Origin of the sequence: Pseudoalteromonas sp. SM9913 (assembly GCF_000184065.1) — a bacterium.
In the GTDB taxonomy this organism is placed as follows: Bacteria; Pseudomonadota; Gammaproteobacteria; order Enterobacterales; family Alteromonadaceae; genus Pseudoalteromonas; species Pseudoalteromonas tetraodonis.
On sequence record NC_014803.1, the window covers coordinates 1,626,795 to 1,641,675 of the forward strand.

The 14,881-nt window shown below is 40.4% G+C and carries 11 protein-coding genes and 3 pseudogenes; 11 read left to right on the plus strand and 3 right to left on the minus strand.

Annotation, left to right across the window (positions count from 1 at the left end; all coding sequences use genetic code 11):
• Positions 1 to 120: 120 nt before the first annotated feature.
• Genes PSM_RS07385 through PSM_RS07405 form a run of 5 tightly spaced genes read left to right on the plus strand, consistent with a single transcriptional unit; the run spans position 121 to position 4,909 of the window.
• On the plus strand, positions 121 to 1,278 hold the full coding sequence (locus PSM_RS07385) for an acyl-CoA dehydrogenase family protein (protein ID WP_013464904.1): 1,158 nt from the start codon (positions 121 to 123) through the stop codon (positions 1,276 to 1,278).
• Between the two features lie 10 nt (positions 1,279 to 1,288).
• The gene (locus tag PSM_RS07390; RefSeq protein WP_013464905.1) at positions 1,289 to 2,068 is read left to right on the plus strand and encodes an enoyl-CoA hydratase; all 780 of its coding nucleotides are present in this window, start codon (positions 1,289 to 1,291) and stop codon (positions 2,066 to 2,068) included.
• Positions 2,068 to 3,225 carry an enoyl-CoA hydratase/isomerase family protein gene (locus tag PSM_RS07395; RefSeq protein WP_013464906.1) on the plus strand — a complete coding sequence of 386 codons (1,158 nt, stop codon included), beginning with the start codon at positions 2,068 to 2,070 and terminating at the stop codon, positions 3,223 to 3,225. The genes PSM_RS07390 and PSM_RS07395 overlap by 1 nt, the downstream gene beginning before the upstream one ends.
• Positions 3,226 to 3,229: 4 nt before the next feature.
• On the plus strand, positions 3,230 to 4,129 hold the full coding sequence (gene mmsB / locus PSM_RS07400; protein ID WP_013464907.1) for a 3-hydroxyisobutyrate dehydrogenase: 900 nt from the start codon (positions 3,230 to 3,232) through the stop codon (positions 4,127 to 4,129).
• A gap of 9 nt (positions 4,130 to 4,138) precedes the next feature.
• Positions 4,139 to 4,909 (plus strand): SDR family oxidoreductase, encoded by a 771-nt coding sequence (locus PSM_RS07405; protein ID WP_013464908.1) that lies wholly within the window; start codon positions 4,139 to 4,141, stop codon positions 4,907 to 4,909.
• A gap of 102 nt (positions 4,910 to 5,011) precedes the next feature.
• Here the strand turns inward: PSM_RS07405 and PSM_RS18845 are convergent.
• Positions 5,012 to 5,448, minus strand: a pseudogene (locus PSM_RS18845) (phage integrase N-terminal SAM-like domain-containing protein); the annotation flags it as partial.
• Positions 5,449 to 5,700: 252 nt separating this feature from the next.
• Between PSM_RS18845 and PSM_RS07410 the strand changes: the two are divergent.
• The 5 genes and pseudogenes from PSM_RS07410 to PSM_RS07435 all read left to right on the plus strand — a co-directional run bounded on the left by PSM_RS07410 (position 5,701) and on the right by PSM_RS07435 (position 9,489).
• Positions 5,701 to 5,976, plus strand: coding sequence for a hypothetical protein (locus PSM_RS07410; RefSeq protein ID WP_013464909.1), 276 nt, complete (start codon positions 5,701 to 5,703; stop codon positions 5,974 to 5,976).
• A gap of 190 nt (positions 5,977 to 6,166) precedes the next feature.
• Positions 6,167 to 7,282 (plus strand): annotated as a pseudogene (locus tag PSM_RS18595) (transposase).
• Positions 7,283 to 7,493: 211 nt separating this feature from the next.
• Positions 7,494 to 7,717, plus strand: a pseudogene (locus tag PSM_RS18380) (IS3 family transposase); the annotation flags it as partial.
• Between the two features lie 252 nt (positions 7,718 to 7,969).
• On the plus strand, positions 7,970 to 8,485 hold the full coding sequence (locus tag PSM_RS07430; protein WP_013464913.1) for a hypothetical protein: 516 nt from the start codon (positions 7,970 to 7,972) through the stop codon (positions 8,483 to 8,485).
• Positions 8,486 to 8,937: 452 nt separating this feature from the next.
• Positions 8,938 to 9,489: a cytochrome b gene (locus PSM_RS07435; RefSeq protein WP_013464914.1), complete on the plus strand. Its 552-nt coding sequence runs from the start codon at positions 8,938 to 8,940 to the stop codon at positions 9,487 to 9,489.
• 49 nt (positions 9,490 to 9,538) lie between these two features.
• Here PSM_RS07435 and PSM_RS07440 read toward each other — a convergent pair whose 3' ends face one another.
• Together PSM_RS07440 and PSM_RS07445 are read right to left on the minus strand one after the other, a co-directional pair.
• Positions 9,539 to 11,086, minus strand: coding sequence for a methyl-accepting chemotaxis protein (locus tag PSM_RS07440; protein ID WP_013464915.1), 1,548 nt, complete (start codon positions 11,084 to 11,086; stop codon positions 9,539 to 9,541).
• Between the two features lie 183 nt (positions 11,087 to 11,269).
• A complete protein-coding gene (locus tag PSM_RS07445; RefSeq protein ID WP_013464916.1) occupies positions 11,270 to 12,787 on the minus strand; it encodes a leucyl aminopeptidase in 1,518 nt (505 codons plus the stop codon).
• A 240-nt stretch (positions 12,788 to 13,027) separates the two neighbouring features.
• Between PSM_RS07445 and PSM_RS07450 the strand changes: the two genes are divergently transcribed.
• Positions 13,028 to 14,845, plus strand: a complete 1,818-nt coding sequence (locus tag PSM_RS07450) for a protein kinase domain-containing protein (protein ID WP_013464917.1) — start codon at positions 13,028 to 13,030, stop codon at positions 14,843 to 14,845.
• The last annotated feature ends 36 nt before the right edge of the window (positions 14,846 to 14,881 follow it).

The window sequence follows — 14,881 nt, forward strand, 5'->3', positions numbered from 1 at the left end:
TATTGCACTGAATAATTAATAAAAAAGAGGGGCACAACACACAGTGTTGTCGCTCCTCACTAATTACTCCCGTTATGGGATGCTTTGACAACAAACAAAACACACTTAAAGAGGTCTACCATGGACTTTAACTTATCTGAAGATCAACAAGCCTTTGCGCAAACCGCTCGCCAATTCGCAGAGTCTGAACTAGCACCACACGCTGCCAAGTGGGATCGCGAACATATTTTTCCTAAAGACACAATAAAAGCCGCTGGTGAGCTAGGTTTTTGTGGTTTATACACCCCAGAAGAAGCCGGTGGCTTAGGTTTATCTCGCTTAGATTCAAGCATTATTTTTGAACAGCTGGCGATGGGCTGTACCGCAACAACGGCTATGTTAACTATTCATAATATGGCAACCTGGATGATAGCCAGTTTTGCGACCGATATCGTAAAAGAGCAATACGTTGAACAATTAGTAATGGGTGAATTACTTGCATCGTACTGTTTAACTGAGCCAGGCTCGGGTTCTGATGCTGCGTCATTAAAAACTAAAGCAGTGCGTGACGGTGATGAGTATGTTATTAACGGCTCAAAAATGTTTATTTCAGGCGCCGGTGAAACAGAAATTCTAGTGGTCATGGCGCGTACGGGAGCCGATGGCCCTGGTGGTATTTCGGCTTTTGTTGTACCTGCAGATGCATCAGGTGTTGAATACGGTAAAGCAGAAGAAAAAATGGGGTGGAATGCACAGCCCACACGTTTAATTAGCTTTGAAGATGTGCGTATTCCAGCCGCAAACTTATTAGGCCAAGAAGGTGAAGGCTTTAAATTCGCCATGCAAGGTTTAGACGGCGGCCGTATTAATATTGCCACTTGCTCTATTGGTACAGCCCAAGCGGCACTTAATACGGCCCGTGAGTATTTAAAAGAGCGTACCCAATTTGGTAAGCCATTGGCTGCGTTTCAAGCGCTACAGTTTAAAATTGCCGATATGAATACCGAGCTTGTAGCAGCACGCCAAATGGTGCGCTTAGCGGCGTTTAAACTCGATACTAACGACAGTGAAAAAACCACTTATTGCGCCATGGCTAAACGTTTTGCCACCGATGTTGGTTTTACCGTGTGTAATGACGCGCTGCAAATTCACGGTGGCTACGGTTACATAAAAGAATACCCGCTTGAGCGCCATGTTAGAGATGTACGTGTTCATCAAATTCTTGAGGGCACTAACGAAATTATGCGTGTGATTATTGCGCGTCGTATTTTAGCCGAATCAGCCAGCGAAGTTTTATAAGGAGATTAGTATGTCAAATCCTAGCATTGAGTTAACTATTGAAGGCCATGTAGCTATTTTAACCATGTCGAATCCGCCAGCGAATACCTGGACGAAAGACACCTTAGTGGCGCTTAAAGACACGGTTAACCAATTAAATACCAATAAAAATATTTATGCGTTAGTACTGACTGGTGAAGGCGAGAAGTTCTTTAGCGCCGGTGCCGACCTAAATGTATTTGCCAGTGGCGATAAAGGTGTAGCTGCAGATATGTCACGTGTATTTGGTGAAGCGTTTGAAGCGCTAACTAATTTTAGAGGTGTGTCGGTTGCAGCCATTAATGGCTATGCAATGGGTGGCGGCCTTGAAGTAGCGCTTGCTTGTGATATTCGTATTGCAGAAGAGCAAGCACAAATGGCGTTACCTGAAGCAAAAGTGGGTTTATTACCGTGTGCTGGTGGAACGCAAAACTTAGCATGGCTTGTTGGCGAGGGCTGGGCAAAACGCATGATTTTATGCGGTGAGCGCTTAAAAGCCGATAAAGCCCTACAAATTGGCTTAGTGGAAGAAGTGGTTGCACAAGGTGAAAGCTTTGCCGCAGCATTAAAACTGGCAAACCAAGTAGCAGAGCAAAGTCCATCGTCGGTTGCTGCATGTAAAACCTTGATTCAAAAAGGGCGTCATCAACCAATGGCGAATACATTGCCACTGGAGCGTGAACTGTTTGTTGGTTTATTTGATACCGAAGATCAGCAAGAGGGCGTGAACGCCTTTTTAGAAAAACGTAAAGCTATTTGGGTGAATGGCTAATGACAGAACTTACTCGTTTAAATTCAGCTGATGCTGCCGTGGTATTTGAAACAGCAACCACAGACAATGGCCGACTCATTGGTTTTGCAACCTTAAATGCGCCTAAATCGTTAAATGCCCTTAATTTTGAAATGATCAGCTTACTCGAGCCGCAACTACAGCAATGGGACAAAGACGATAACATTGCATTAGTGGTTCTTAAAGGCACTGGTGAAAAAGCATTTTGTGCCGGTGGCGATGTAGTGAGCTTACACAAAGCAATGAGTGAGGGAAAACCGAGCTCACTGGTTGAAGAATTTTTTACTCAAGAGTATCAGCTCGATTACCTAATTCACTGTTACAACAAACCCATTTTAGTGTGGGGTAACGGGATTGTAATGGGCGGCGGTTTAGGTTTAATGGCCGGTGCCAGTCATCGCGTAGTGACTGAAACATCACGCATTGCTATGCCAGAGCAAACCATTGGTCTTTACCCTGATGTAGGTGGCAGTTATTTTTTACATAAAATGCCTGCGCATGTTGGTTTGTTTTTAGGGCTGACCTCGGCATCAATAAATTGTGAAGACGCTAAGCTTGTATCGCTTGCCGATCACTTTGTAAATGCCGATAAATACCCAGAGCTTGTTGAAGCGTTACTCAATACTAAATGGGGTAAAACAGCAAGTTTAAACCACGACAAGCTAAGTAACTTGCTTATTGAGTTAGATAACAACTCTAGCCGTATGCCTAAAGGCAATTTAAAAGCCAACTTATCGCTAATTCAAAAGTTAGGCGACTTTGACACCTTACAGCAGCAGGTAGATTACATTTTAAACCTAACCACAGATGACAAATGGCTACAACGTGCACAAAAATCGTTGGCGCATGGTTGCCCTTTAAGTTGTGCCTTAGTAAGTGAGCAGCTCAAACATAGCAAAGGTAAAAACTTAGCTGAGTGTTTTAAAATGGAATTGGGCATGTCGGTTCGTGCCGGTGAAGTGGGCGAGTTTCAAGAAGGTGTACGTGCCTTACTAATCGATAAAGATGGTGCGCCACAGTGGCAGTTTAAATCGTTAGCTGATGTACCAAAAGAAGTAGTAGAGAGCTTTTTTGCAAACCGCTTTGGCGAGCAACATCCGCTAGAGCCGTACTTTTCACAACTAAATTTACAAGGGTAAAGCGATGAGTAAACTTAATATAGGATTTATTGGTTTAGGAAACATGGGCGGCCCAATGGCAGCAAACTTAGTTAAAGCAGGCCACAGTGTGCGCGTGTTTGACTTAAGTGCAGAGGCCGTGAAAGAGCTTGTGAATCATGGGGCTAGTGCGGCGCAAAGCGCCAGTGACTGTGCTCACGAGGCTGATGTGCTAATTAGCATGCTACCGGCAAGCAAACATGTTAAATCACTTTATTTAGGCACAGACGAGCAATCGGGTTTAATTAAAGTACTGAGTAAAAGTACCTTAGTGATTGATTGTTCAACTATAGATGCACAATCAGCACGTGACGTTGGCCATGCCCTAAGTGAGCAAGGTATTGCGTTTGTTGATGCACCGGTATCGGGTGGTGTAGCAGGTGCAACAGCAGGAACGCTTACGTTTATCGTTGGTGGTGAGCAAGCTGCATTCGATAAAGCCAATACTGTATTAGTCGATATGGGTAAAAACATATTCCATGCTGGTGATATTGGTGCTGGGCAAGTTGCCAAAATATGTAACAATATGCTGTTGAGTATTTTAATGGCAGGCACCAGTGAAGCCATTCAAATGGGCATTAATAACGGCCTCGACGCAAAAGTACTCAGCGACATAATGAGCGCAAGTTCGGGTCGTAACTGGACGTTAGAACTTTATAACCCCTGCCCAGGTGTTATGGAAACCGCACCAGCTAGTAACGACTATAAACCCGGCTTTATGGTTGATTTAATGGCTAAAGATTTAGGCCTTGCTATGGAAGCGGCGCAACAAAGTAATTCACTGACGCCAATGGGCTCAATGGCTAAAAATTTATACACTATGATGCAGCACCAAGGTGCAGGCAGTGATGATTTTAGTGCCATTTTTAAATTGTTTTCGAAGTAGGAAAGTATTGTGGAAATAAAAAATAATACCGTAGTTATTACCGGTGGCGCACAAGGCTTAGGTTTTGCAATGGCGCAAAAGTTTGCCTTAATGGGCGCTAATATTGCCTTAATTGATATGGCGCAAGCCCAATTAAATGAAGCAACCGAGCAACTATCTGCATTAGCAGGCGTAACAGGCACTATTAAAGGCTACAGCGCCAATGTAACCGTTGAGAGCGAAGTTGAAGACGTTTTTAATACTATTAACAGTGACTTTGGCCACATTGGGGTATTAATTAATAACGCCGGCATTTTACGCGATGGTATGTTTATAAAAGCCAAAGACGGCAAAGTGGTTAAAAAAATGTCGCTTGAACAATTTCAATCAGTGATTGACGTTAACCTAACAGGTGTATTTTTAGCAGGGCGCGAAGCTGCAAGCCACATGATTGAATCAGGCAAAGGTGGCGTAATTGTAAATATGTCGAGCGTAGCGCGTGCGGGTAATATTGGCCAAACTAACTATGCTGCCTCAAAAGCCGGTGTTGTGGCACTAACCACTACATGGGCTAAAGAGCTTGGCCGTTTTGGTATTCGCGTTGGCGCCATTGCCCCAGGTGTTATTAGCACCGCAATGACCGATGTAATGAAGCCCGAAGCAAAACAACGCATGCTTGCTGTAACGCCCGTAGGGCGCTTAGGTGAAACCGCTGAAATAGCCCATACCGCACAGTATATTATCGAAAACGACTTTTTTACTGGCCGTGTAGTAGAGATAGACGGCGGTATTCGTTTGTAAACTAATGTTTATAAACGTATGAGTGTTAGTTGATTAAAAAGCACAGCCTTTTGGGTTGTGCTTTTTTTGTTTTAAGTCGGACATTTATAATTTTGAAAAAGGGCTGATGTATCCGTAAACGTAGTACCTCCATTAATCGCATACCACTGCCATAAAGTAATCCACAGGGTAAATAATGCTTCGCAGAGCACACTTTAAAAAATTGTTTATTTCTTGTTGCGTTAAAACTACCGGTAGTTTAGTTGCTCGTTTACCCTTAATAAAACCTAATGATAATGAGAGTGGCTTTTTAATCACTTCTTTAAATAAAAAGTTAAACGCATTTAAGGCTTGTGATTGAGTATTAGAAGCAACATTTTGTTGGTTGACTAAATGATTTAAAAAAGTTCGACCTCATTATCTCACATCGTTGTAGGGTGCCTCATAGAGTTAAAACGAATAAACGAAGCTATCCAGTATAAATAAGCTTTAACGGTACTTTTAGCATAACGCTTTAGATACATTTGTTCGGCTATCATAGTTAAAAAAGGTGATTTCATGACATGAATCTTTAGTAAAAAAGCAACTGTATATATGGACAGTGTTTATCGTCTTGTCCAATATTACTGATCTCCACCATTTTGGTGTATTTCTAAATTAAAGAAAAAAACTTAAAGTTAACTAATTATTTACAGGTGTTTATTAGATGGTTAAGATAAATGCATTGTAATATATGGACATTTGTTGGTTTATAAAGCGACAAATGTCGTAGACAAAATTGTTAAGTTGCACACACATATGGAGTAGTAAAATTGGAAGTTTTGAAAGATGTAGTTTTAGAATGGGCACTTTGGATTGACGTAATTGCACTTGTACTAATAGCATTAACTAGATTTTTCTCAAATACGAAATCTAGTTGGGCGGGTGTTGGCTGTATTTTAATTGTAATAGCACTTGGTAATGCTATTTCGTTAGTTAGCGTTGGTATTAACCCTACAGAACATATTGCTTCGTTATTTGGTTTAGCAGTGTTGGGATCATTAGGAGTTAGATTATTTAGTAATTGGCTCACTGATGGAGCAACTTAACAAGGCAAATCACGCGGAGGGCTAAAGCTGTCGCATTTTTTGCTAAAAACCAAAGGCGCAAAAAATGCGCCAGCACGCCGCCAGTGTTTGCGGCGTTGAGTAAATAAATAAACTGACACCCACTCTAATTTTTGCAGTTTGGCGAACTAAGTACTAGGCTTTAATCAGTGTGAAAAAAGCTGGGTGTCTTATGGCAATCGCAAGAAAGCGTCAAGTAAGCTTGGTTGATACAAAGTATTATCACTGTATTTCACGTTGCGTTCGTCGTGCTTTCTTGTGCGGTGAAGACCATTTTATTGGTCAATCGTATGAGCATCGCAGAAGGGTGGGTTGAAGATAAGTTACTCGCACTAACCAAGGTATTTTGTATTGACGTATGTGCTTATGCTGTTATGAGTAACCAGCAAAATGTCGGAACATTTTACAACAGCGCAGCTGGCCCGGAGGGCGGAAGGCAGGATGCCTGAAGTACACGCATTTAGTGTTGTATGTAGATGATAAGAAAGCTAATAGGTTAAATGATAAAGCGATTGTTATTCGCTGGCACAAGCTGTGCAAAGGCACCGTACTTACGCAAAAGTACATACAAGGCGAAAAGCTAAGCAAAGCCGAACTTTTCTTTTTTAATCAAACAGTAAAGGAATACCGAGAGCGCTTATCAAGTATTAGCTGGTTTATGCGGTCGTTAAATGAAGACATTGCGCGCAGAGCAAATAAAGAAGATAACTGCACTGGCAGGTTTTATTCGCTGCCATCCATGGCGCTCACCCTTCGGGCTGCCTAACGGCATTCAAATTTATTCCCTATAAATTTATGGGAAGGTCGCTTTAAATCACAAGCACTCCTTGATGAAGCGGCGCTTGCCGCGTGTATTGCATACGTCGATTTAAACCCTATTAGGGCTAAGATGGCTATCACTCCAGAAGAGTCTCACCATACCAGTTTACAAAAACGCTTAATATACGCAAAAGAAGGCAAGCAGCCAAAACAACTACTTCGCTTTGCAGGTATGCCGAGTCAAATTATGCCAAAAGGGCTGCCGTTTAAGCTTAAGTCGTATCTTGAATTAGTTGAATTAACAGGGAGAATAATGCGAAAGGATAAACTCGGCCATATTGATAACACTCAACTTCCTTTACTGGAAAGACTCAATATATCTCCTGAAAACTGGTTAAAACTCACTACACAATTTACACTCGTATTTCACGGCGCAGTTGGCAGGCCGACCTCACAAGCAAGTTATTGTGAAAATTTGAATCGAAAACGGCGAGCTAATACAAGTAATTGTGAAAGGCTATTAGCATAAACTATAAATTACTCAGTAGAAAAGTTGAAACTGCATCATGCAGTTATTTTTATGCGTGGAATTTAGATTCAAGTGTAATAATGGCTTATTTGCTAGATGAAACGAAAGTAACGTAGTCGTAAAGCATAAATTATTAACCTATAAAATAAATATAAGAACTTAGCTTTTGCTTGTTAAATTAAAGTGGGTGTCATGTTAGTTCATCATGTTAGTTAGAGCGCTGTCAGATGCTAATTTGTTGTTGATAATAAAGTACGTGTTCAATGTCAATTATCAAACCTATGGTAGCCCGCGCGTATTTCATTCGCTAAAAAAGAAGGTGTGAACATAAGCCAAAAGCGTGTTGCCTGCTTAATGCTAGAAAACGGTTTAAGAGCCAAAGCATTTAATAATTACAGTAAACCGGCGAAGGTGAAGTTCTTTTATAAAGAGGTGTCAAAATTAAAGGGTTATCTAGACTATTTTTATAATAGACAGCGATTGCATTCAAGTTTAGGATATAAATTGTCTGCTGAGTTTGAATCGGCAGTTAATTGAAACGTGGACGGTGTCAACTTTATCGGGTGAAGATCACTTGTGAAAGCTATCGTCTTTTTTGTTTCAAAAAAACGCTATCTCACCAAATCGGTGTTTAAGGCTTTAAATGGCTTCGTATTTGCCATCATTTTAGTTAAGGAATAATAAAGAATGGATAATAATAAGTGGTATAAAAACCCTGAGATGATAGTTGCTTTATCTGCTCTTCTTATAGGGTTAGTTACTGCTTTTACGTCAATTTATTCAGCCTATGTTGATCGTGAATATGCAAGAGCATCAGTTTGGCCAAGGTTGGAAATATTCAGAAGTTTTAGCGAAGATTCATTTGGTTACGGTGTAAGTAATAATGGAACTGGCCCTGCATTGATAAAATATGCAAAAGTGAAGGATGATTCTAAATACATAAAAAAATGGATTGAAATAGAGGCATTTCAGAATATCAGACAATCACACCTTAGCAATCGCACATTGTCACCTCAAAGCAACATTACCCCAGTTTCTTACAAAGGAGAGAATGCAAAAGCTCTTGTCAAAGCCGATGATTTAATAAGTATAGAACTTTGTTATTGCTCTATTTACAAAGAATGTTGGGTTATTGATAGAGAAAACCGTCCAAAATCAGTGGAAGCTTGTATTGCCGACAATAAGCAAACATTTCTACAATAAACGCTAGTAAACAATAATTTAAAGCGGTACTGCTAACAGTTTACTCGGTTTCGTGCGCCGACACAGTTTTAGAAACAATTATCACCCCCTCGAAACAAAAGGGGGTAAATCTTGACTTCAGACATCAAAAGAGCCAATGCTGCAAGTGTTGGTTAGTCAAAACCACTCGCACTCAATACTCTGCGGTTTATTAATGTTTAAACGCGTGATAATTTAAAAAACGGTAACTTAAGGTTGCCGTTTTTTTATGCCTATTATTTAAGTTTATTTTAAGCTTGCTCAGTTATTATAACTAATACTTAGATTCCAGAATCATTAAACTATTGAACTGACTTATTAACTCATTCTATGTTTCAGATCATTAAACTGTGAGTGATTAAAGGTTAGCCTGTATACATGTACTCATATGCATAAGTGAGCTTTTAACTTTAATGCGTTTATTAGGAGGTATTATGAATTTTAAAAATACAGATACTCATTACAATACACTCTCTGTTGCTTTGCATTGGTTGATGTTTATTTTAATTGTGACTGTGTACGGTAGTATTGAACTTCGCGAATTATTTGATAAAGGCACTGAAACCCGTGATGCCTTTAAAATGTGGCACTTTATGTTGGGTTTATCGGTTTTAGCTTTAGTAAGCGTGAGGGTAGTTGCGCGTGTAGTGGGTGGTGCAGCACCTGCTATACAACCTGAGCCTGTAAAATGGCAAGATAAGTTAGCTAAATTTGTACACCTTGCGCTGTATGTGTTTATGTTTGCTATGCCAATTGCGGGTTGGTTAATATTAAGTATGGCAGGTAAACCTGTGCCATTTTTTGGTTTAGAGCTGCCTCCATTGGTAAGTGAAAACAAAGAGCTGGGTAAAACCATTAAAGAAATACACGAAACAGCGGGCGAAGTTGGTTATTACGTAATAGGCTTACATGCGGCGGCTGCATTATTTCATCATTACATTTTGGCTGATAACACCTTTAAACGTATGCTGTTTTCTAAAAAATAAACACATCACCTATAAAAAGGGAGACCATGTGTCTCCCTTTTTATATTAATTAATGATGTGTACTCTTAAACCCAATTCTAAACCCGCCCCAATGTTTACCGTTTACATAAATTGGCACCGAGAGGTCATGCAGTATTTCACCGGTATCACGTTTATAGGTTTGTAATAAAAAGCTTTCGGTGTGGCTACCACAGCGAATTCCTGTCGGGTCATTAAAAATACGTTTAGTACGGTTGTTTACTAAATCTTTTTCAAAGTTACCGGTTAGGGCTTGGCTATAGCGTTTGTTATGAGTAGGAAAGTAGCCCTTTGTATCAACGGCACCTGCAAAAATAATGTCTTTATTTTCCAGTATTGGTTCTTGAATAGCCGGCAGTGATTGATCTGTAAGTTTATCGTAATCGGTTGTGTACTTGGTTGGATTAGTATTCTCGATGGGTTTATAGTTTTGCGAAAAAAGTTGTTGCTGGGTTATTTTTCCGCTTTGGATCCAACCCTCAAAACATTCGCCAATTGCTTTACTGGCGTGTTTAGCCGACATCAGGATTGGTTTAAAGAATGCGTCATACTCTATGTTTTCAAGCTCTCTAAATATTGATTCTGATCCCAGCGATAAAGAAGACGCTTGCTGAGAAATTGTACTGCCTTTTTTAGTAACTTCGCCCAATAAACTACTGATGCTAGTGACTGAGCTATTTATTTGGGTGGTTGCATGCTGAAATGCCGAAACAGACTGATGCATACTATCAAGCGCGGTAGATGAGGCACCAATATCTTGGTTAATCGTTAAAAAGGATTGAGTCACGTTTTCTAGCTCTGATTTTACAGAAATACTTTGCTGTGAAACCTGCTTCATATCTTCATTGGTTTTTATACTGTTGGCGTTAATGTCTGTGAGCATGTCTGCAATTTGTTTGGTTGCTTCATTGGTTTTATTTGCAAGGTTACGCACTTCGTCGGCAACAACCGCAAAACCACGACCTTGCTCACCTGCACGAGCGGCCTCTATGGCTGCATTTAAAGCAAGTAGATTGGTTTGCTCTGCAATGTTTTGAATAACTTGGGTAATGCTTTGTATATCACTGGCACTTTTTAATAATAAATCTAATTGCTGGGCCACTTTATCTATAGAGCCTGATAACGAATCAATTTGGCTGGTGGCCGTTTGTAAGCGGCTATCGGCAGAGCTTGAGGCTTGCGCTGTTTGTACCATTGCTTGATTAATAGTGGTCATGCTGTCACTGAGTTCAGTACTATTTTGTGAAAGCTCGTGTGTGGCACGCCCGACAGTTTCACTCTCGTTATAACAAGCGTCTATTTCTTTAGATAAGCTATCAACATAAAATGACACTTCAGCTGCGCCTATGGCATTTTTTGAGGTGGCTTTGGTAATGTTTTGTGCAATTTTGTTATTGAACGACTGCACGGCACCTAGTGACGAATTGTTATTTGCTGATTCAGATTTTGCTGGTTTTATATAAAAAATTGCAGATAACATCACTATAATTGCTGCAGTAATGGTGGAGAGCTGTTCAAAATAGAAAAGAAAACAAATGCTTAAATAAAAAATGCTGTAGAGCAGGTAGGTTATTTTCATTCCTTTGACCTCGTTACTAATTGTTCCTTCTATCTTTGACTATAAATCAAACAAAATCAAATAATAAACACACTTTTAAGGATTTATTAATAGTGATGTATTGAGCTCTATAAAACTGTTTTCGTACAAAAAGCGCCAAAGTAGTAAACCTACTTTGGCGCTTTTATTAGTATTAATAAACAATTAGTTAGCTAATAACCATTCGCTTAATAAGCGAACACCAAACCCCGTTCCCCCTGGTGAAAGTTCATCTTTACCTTTTTTCACTAAGGCATTACCTGCAATATCGATATGCACCCAACGGGTATCGCCAGCAAAATGCTCTAAGAAAGTGGCAGCAGTGGTTGCACCTGGGCCACCTGAACCCACATTTGTTAAATCAGCTATGTCAGACTCCAACATATCTTTATACCCTAAAGGTAGGCGCCATAGGTTTTCGTTTACTTGTTTACCGGCTACCGTTAGTTGAGATACTAGCGTATCGTCATCTGAGAACACTGCCGCGTATTCATTGCCTACAGCACGGATTTTTGAACCGGTGAGTGTTGCAACATCAATCATAATTTCTGGTTTGTAGTGCTCACGTGCATACCACATAGCATCACTTAATACTAAGCGTCCTTCGGCGTCGGTATTTAAAATTTCAACACTTAAGCCCTCAGCGGTGCGAACAACATCACCTGGGGCTACAGCGAACTGCGATACCATATTCGCAGCCATACCCATAACGGCTACCACGTTTTTGTCAGCTTTAGCTAACGCCATTGCTTTAACTGTACCAAGCACTGCAGCAGCACCGGCCATGTCTGACTTCATACGTGCAATAGATGCACCGGTTTTAATGCTGTAACCACCTGAGTCAAACGTAATGCCTTTACCAACAAGGGCTATAGGGGCATCGTCAGACCCTTTATAATGGGCAACCACTAAACGGGCACCTTGCTGGCTACCTCGACCAACAGCTTCTAATGCACCCATACCCAGTTCTTTTATTTCTTTAGGCTCCAATACTTTGATGGTTACGCCCAAAGATGCTAATTCTTTTGCCGCATTAGCAAAGTCAACAGGTGTCATTTCGGTAGCGACTTCAGATGTTAAATCGCGGGCTAAAAACACACCGGCTTGAATACTTTCTAATTGGGTGTAAAGCTTGCGAGTTTGCTTAGTGTTATCAACATCAAATGTATAGCTAACTGTTTCAGTGTTTGGTTCTTTTTTATAGTTTTCAAAACGATGATCGCGTAAGTTTGCACCATGGGCAAAGTTAGCAGCAAGTAATGCATTGTCACTTACACCGGTTACATCTTCAAATACAACGCTGGCAGTGCCTACTTTGGCTTTAACTAGTTGAGCGTGAATATTACCGCCTAACTTAGCTGCTTTTGCTTTATCAAACTCGCTAGTTTTACCAGTACCTACGACTAAAACGCGGCTGTAGTTACTTTTACTTGGCGCAACAAGTTGTGCCACTTTAGCGTAATCGCCGGTAAAATTTTCTATATCAATAACGCGTTGCAATTGGCCATCGAACTGCTTGTCGAGCGCTTTAAATTGGCTGTTATTTCCATCTTGGCTATAAAATACAACCAGCGTATTTGCATCGCTGTTCACTTTTGAAGAAAAATTAAAGTCTGCGGCTTGGGCATTCATGCACATACTCAGAGCAAGCGCGATTGAAGAGGCTTTTATAATACGTTTCATTTTTTTAACCTAAGAATAATATAAAGGTGTGTTTTACCCTATTTACGATGCTGTGGTTAAGTAGGATACGGCGAAATAGCAAATAACAGCGATATATGTCTTAACCATTACTAAATATCATGACATAACGGCTTGATAAACATATTGTCATGCTTAAAGGTTTAATTCACACAATGCTCGCGTTACTATCAAATATAAAGGTAACACTGCGCTTTTAACAACTAACCTAGAGAACCCGCATTGAAAGCTAAAGAAATTCGCAATTTTTATATCAACGAAGAGCAGTCGGTTTATTTGCTGTCACACCGTGATGCAAAAAAACATCGTCAGTGGCTTAATATTTGTATTAAACAGCTCACTTTGCTTGGGTATAAAAAGGTAGAAATGATTGGCTCAGGGGCATTTGGGTTTGTATTTGCAGGGGATGATGAACATGGCCTGCCTTGGGTGTTTAAGTTTTCTAGAATTACGCTCGCACAAAGTGTACGTGATCGCCTTGAAGATGAAGCGTATATGCTTTCGCAAATCAAAAATCCCTTAGTGCCAACATTTTATGGCTTTGAGCGAATAAAAAAACAAGGCATTTTGATGATGGCGCGCGCTATTGGTGAAGACCTTGAAAAAGTATCACTAAAGCAAGGGCGCTTACCGGCCGCCAAAATAATGAGCTTAGCGGTTAAATTAAGAAATGTGTTGCTTGATTTACGTCGTCATAAAAATGGTTTAATCCCGCAGCCTATTGTACATGGTGATATTAAACCCTCTAACTTGGTGTGGGATGAAAATGAAAAGCAGCTTTCATTGGTTGACTGGGGAAGCTCTGTTTATGCCCAAGTAGATGAACAAGGAAACCCAATTGCCAGTAATTTTATGGATTTAATGTCAGGTGACTTAAGTACCACTAACGCACGTATGGGCGATGTGTATTTTATAGGTGATGCGCAAATGTCGGGTGAAAAGTCATCCCCTCGTTTTGATGAGCAGGGGGTTGCATCAACCCTATATGCACTTGCCTCGGCGCAGTCTTGCCGATTTGGTGCTCAGGCTATACCGGCCAGTAGTTTAATGCTACCTAAAGAGCTGGCGAATGTAATTGATGGCATGCTTTCAAAAGAGCGTAGTGTAAGGGATAGAGCCGGCGACTATTTTATGCGTAACATAGAAACCATGGCAAAAGCGTATTTACCACAACTACCAAAAACAGAAACTAAAGCGGCAATTCCGTTTTGGTTTAGCCAAGACCCCGAACCCGAAACCGTAGTTTATAGCTCTAGAAAACAATTTTTACGCCAAGCCGATCATAAACAACAACTTTTAGATGTTAACGATGCTCAGCTTGATAGGTATTATAAAGAGTTTTTATTTGATACTGGGGATACCGAAAAAGCGTTTTTAGCCTCTATTAGCCGCTTAGCTAAATATCCTGTAGTAGGAGGGCTCAGCTTTCATTGGAAAGATGAATCTTTGTATGTTGAATCGTCACTCATTATGCATGACGAGACCCTCGCAACCGCATTCACCGATGCAGTAAACAACACAGTAATGTTAGCCCAGGCTATTAGCCAAAAAGGCTTATTTAAGTGTTGTTTATTTGATGCCCGCAAAACGATTCAGTTAGAACGTGATGGCACTGGCGCGTTTAAATTTAACCAGTTACCTGAGCTTGATTATGAAGTGGTTAATGTAAAAGCCAGCGATGTAACGCGTCCGCATTCATATTTTGAAGATGGTAAAGACCCCGATGAGCAATTGCAACTGCCTAAAAAAGTGATTAAATGTGTATTTGAGCTAAACCAGATACATCATACCGGCTGTATTATTTTTGAAGCGCTGCCAGATAGGATGAAAATTCATCATTACTACAGATTACTTGATGCCAGCAAAGAAGTAGAATTTAAACGTTTACTAAATAAGCTTATGCAATACGCGGTAAATATTACCGACGTGGGGGTGGCTGGGTTTATGAAGTTGCCGTATAAAAATACTCGCGAGTTTAGTTTATGCGAGCAGCAACCCAGCAATTACTACCCTAAAAATCCAAAACAACTACTTAATTAATAAACCGCTCGCTTAAGCTGGTGGTTTTAAAATTGA

Bases quoted from the DNA above. Each gene is read 5' to 3' on its own strand.
- PSM_RS07385 (WP_013464904.1), top strand. From the start codon at position 121: ATGGACTTTAACTTATCTGAAGATCAACAAGCCTTTGCGCAAACCGCT.
- PSM_RS07390 (WP_013464905.1), top strand. From the start codon at position 1,289: ATGTCAAATCCTAGCATTGAGTTAACTATTGAAGGCCATGTAGCTATT.
- PSM_RS07395 (WP_013464906.1), top strand. From the start codon at position 2,068: ATGACAGAACTTACTCGTTTAAATTCAGCTGATGCTGCCGTGGTATTT.
- mmsB (WP_013464907.1), top strand. From the start codon at position 3,230: ATGAGTAAACTTAATATAGGATTTATTGGTTTAGGAAACATGGGCGGC.
- PSM_RS07430 (WP_013464913.1), top strand. From the start codon at position 7,970: ATGGATAATAATAAGTGGTATAAAAACCCTGAGATGATAGTTGCTTTA.
- PSM_RS07435 (WP_013464914.1), top strand. From the start codon at position 8,938: ATGAATTTTAAAAATACAGATACTCATTACAATACACTCTCTGTTGCT.
- PSM_RS07440 (WP_013464915.1), bottom strand. From the start codon at position 11,086: ATGAAAATAACCTACCTGCTCTACAGCATTTTTTATTTAAGCATTTGT.
- PSM_RS07445 (WP_013464916.1), bottom strand. From the start codon at position 12,787: ATGAAACGTATTATAAAAGCCTCTTCAATCGCGCTTGCTCTGAGTATG.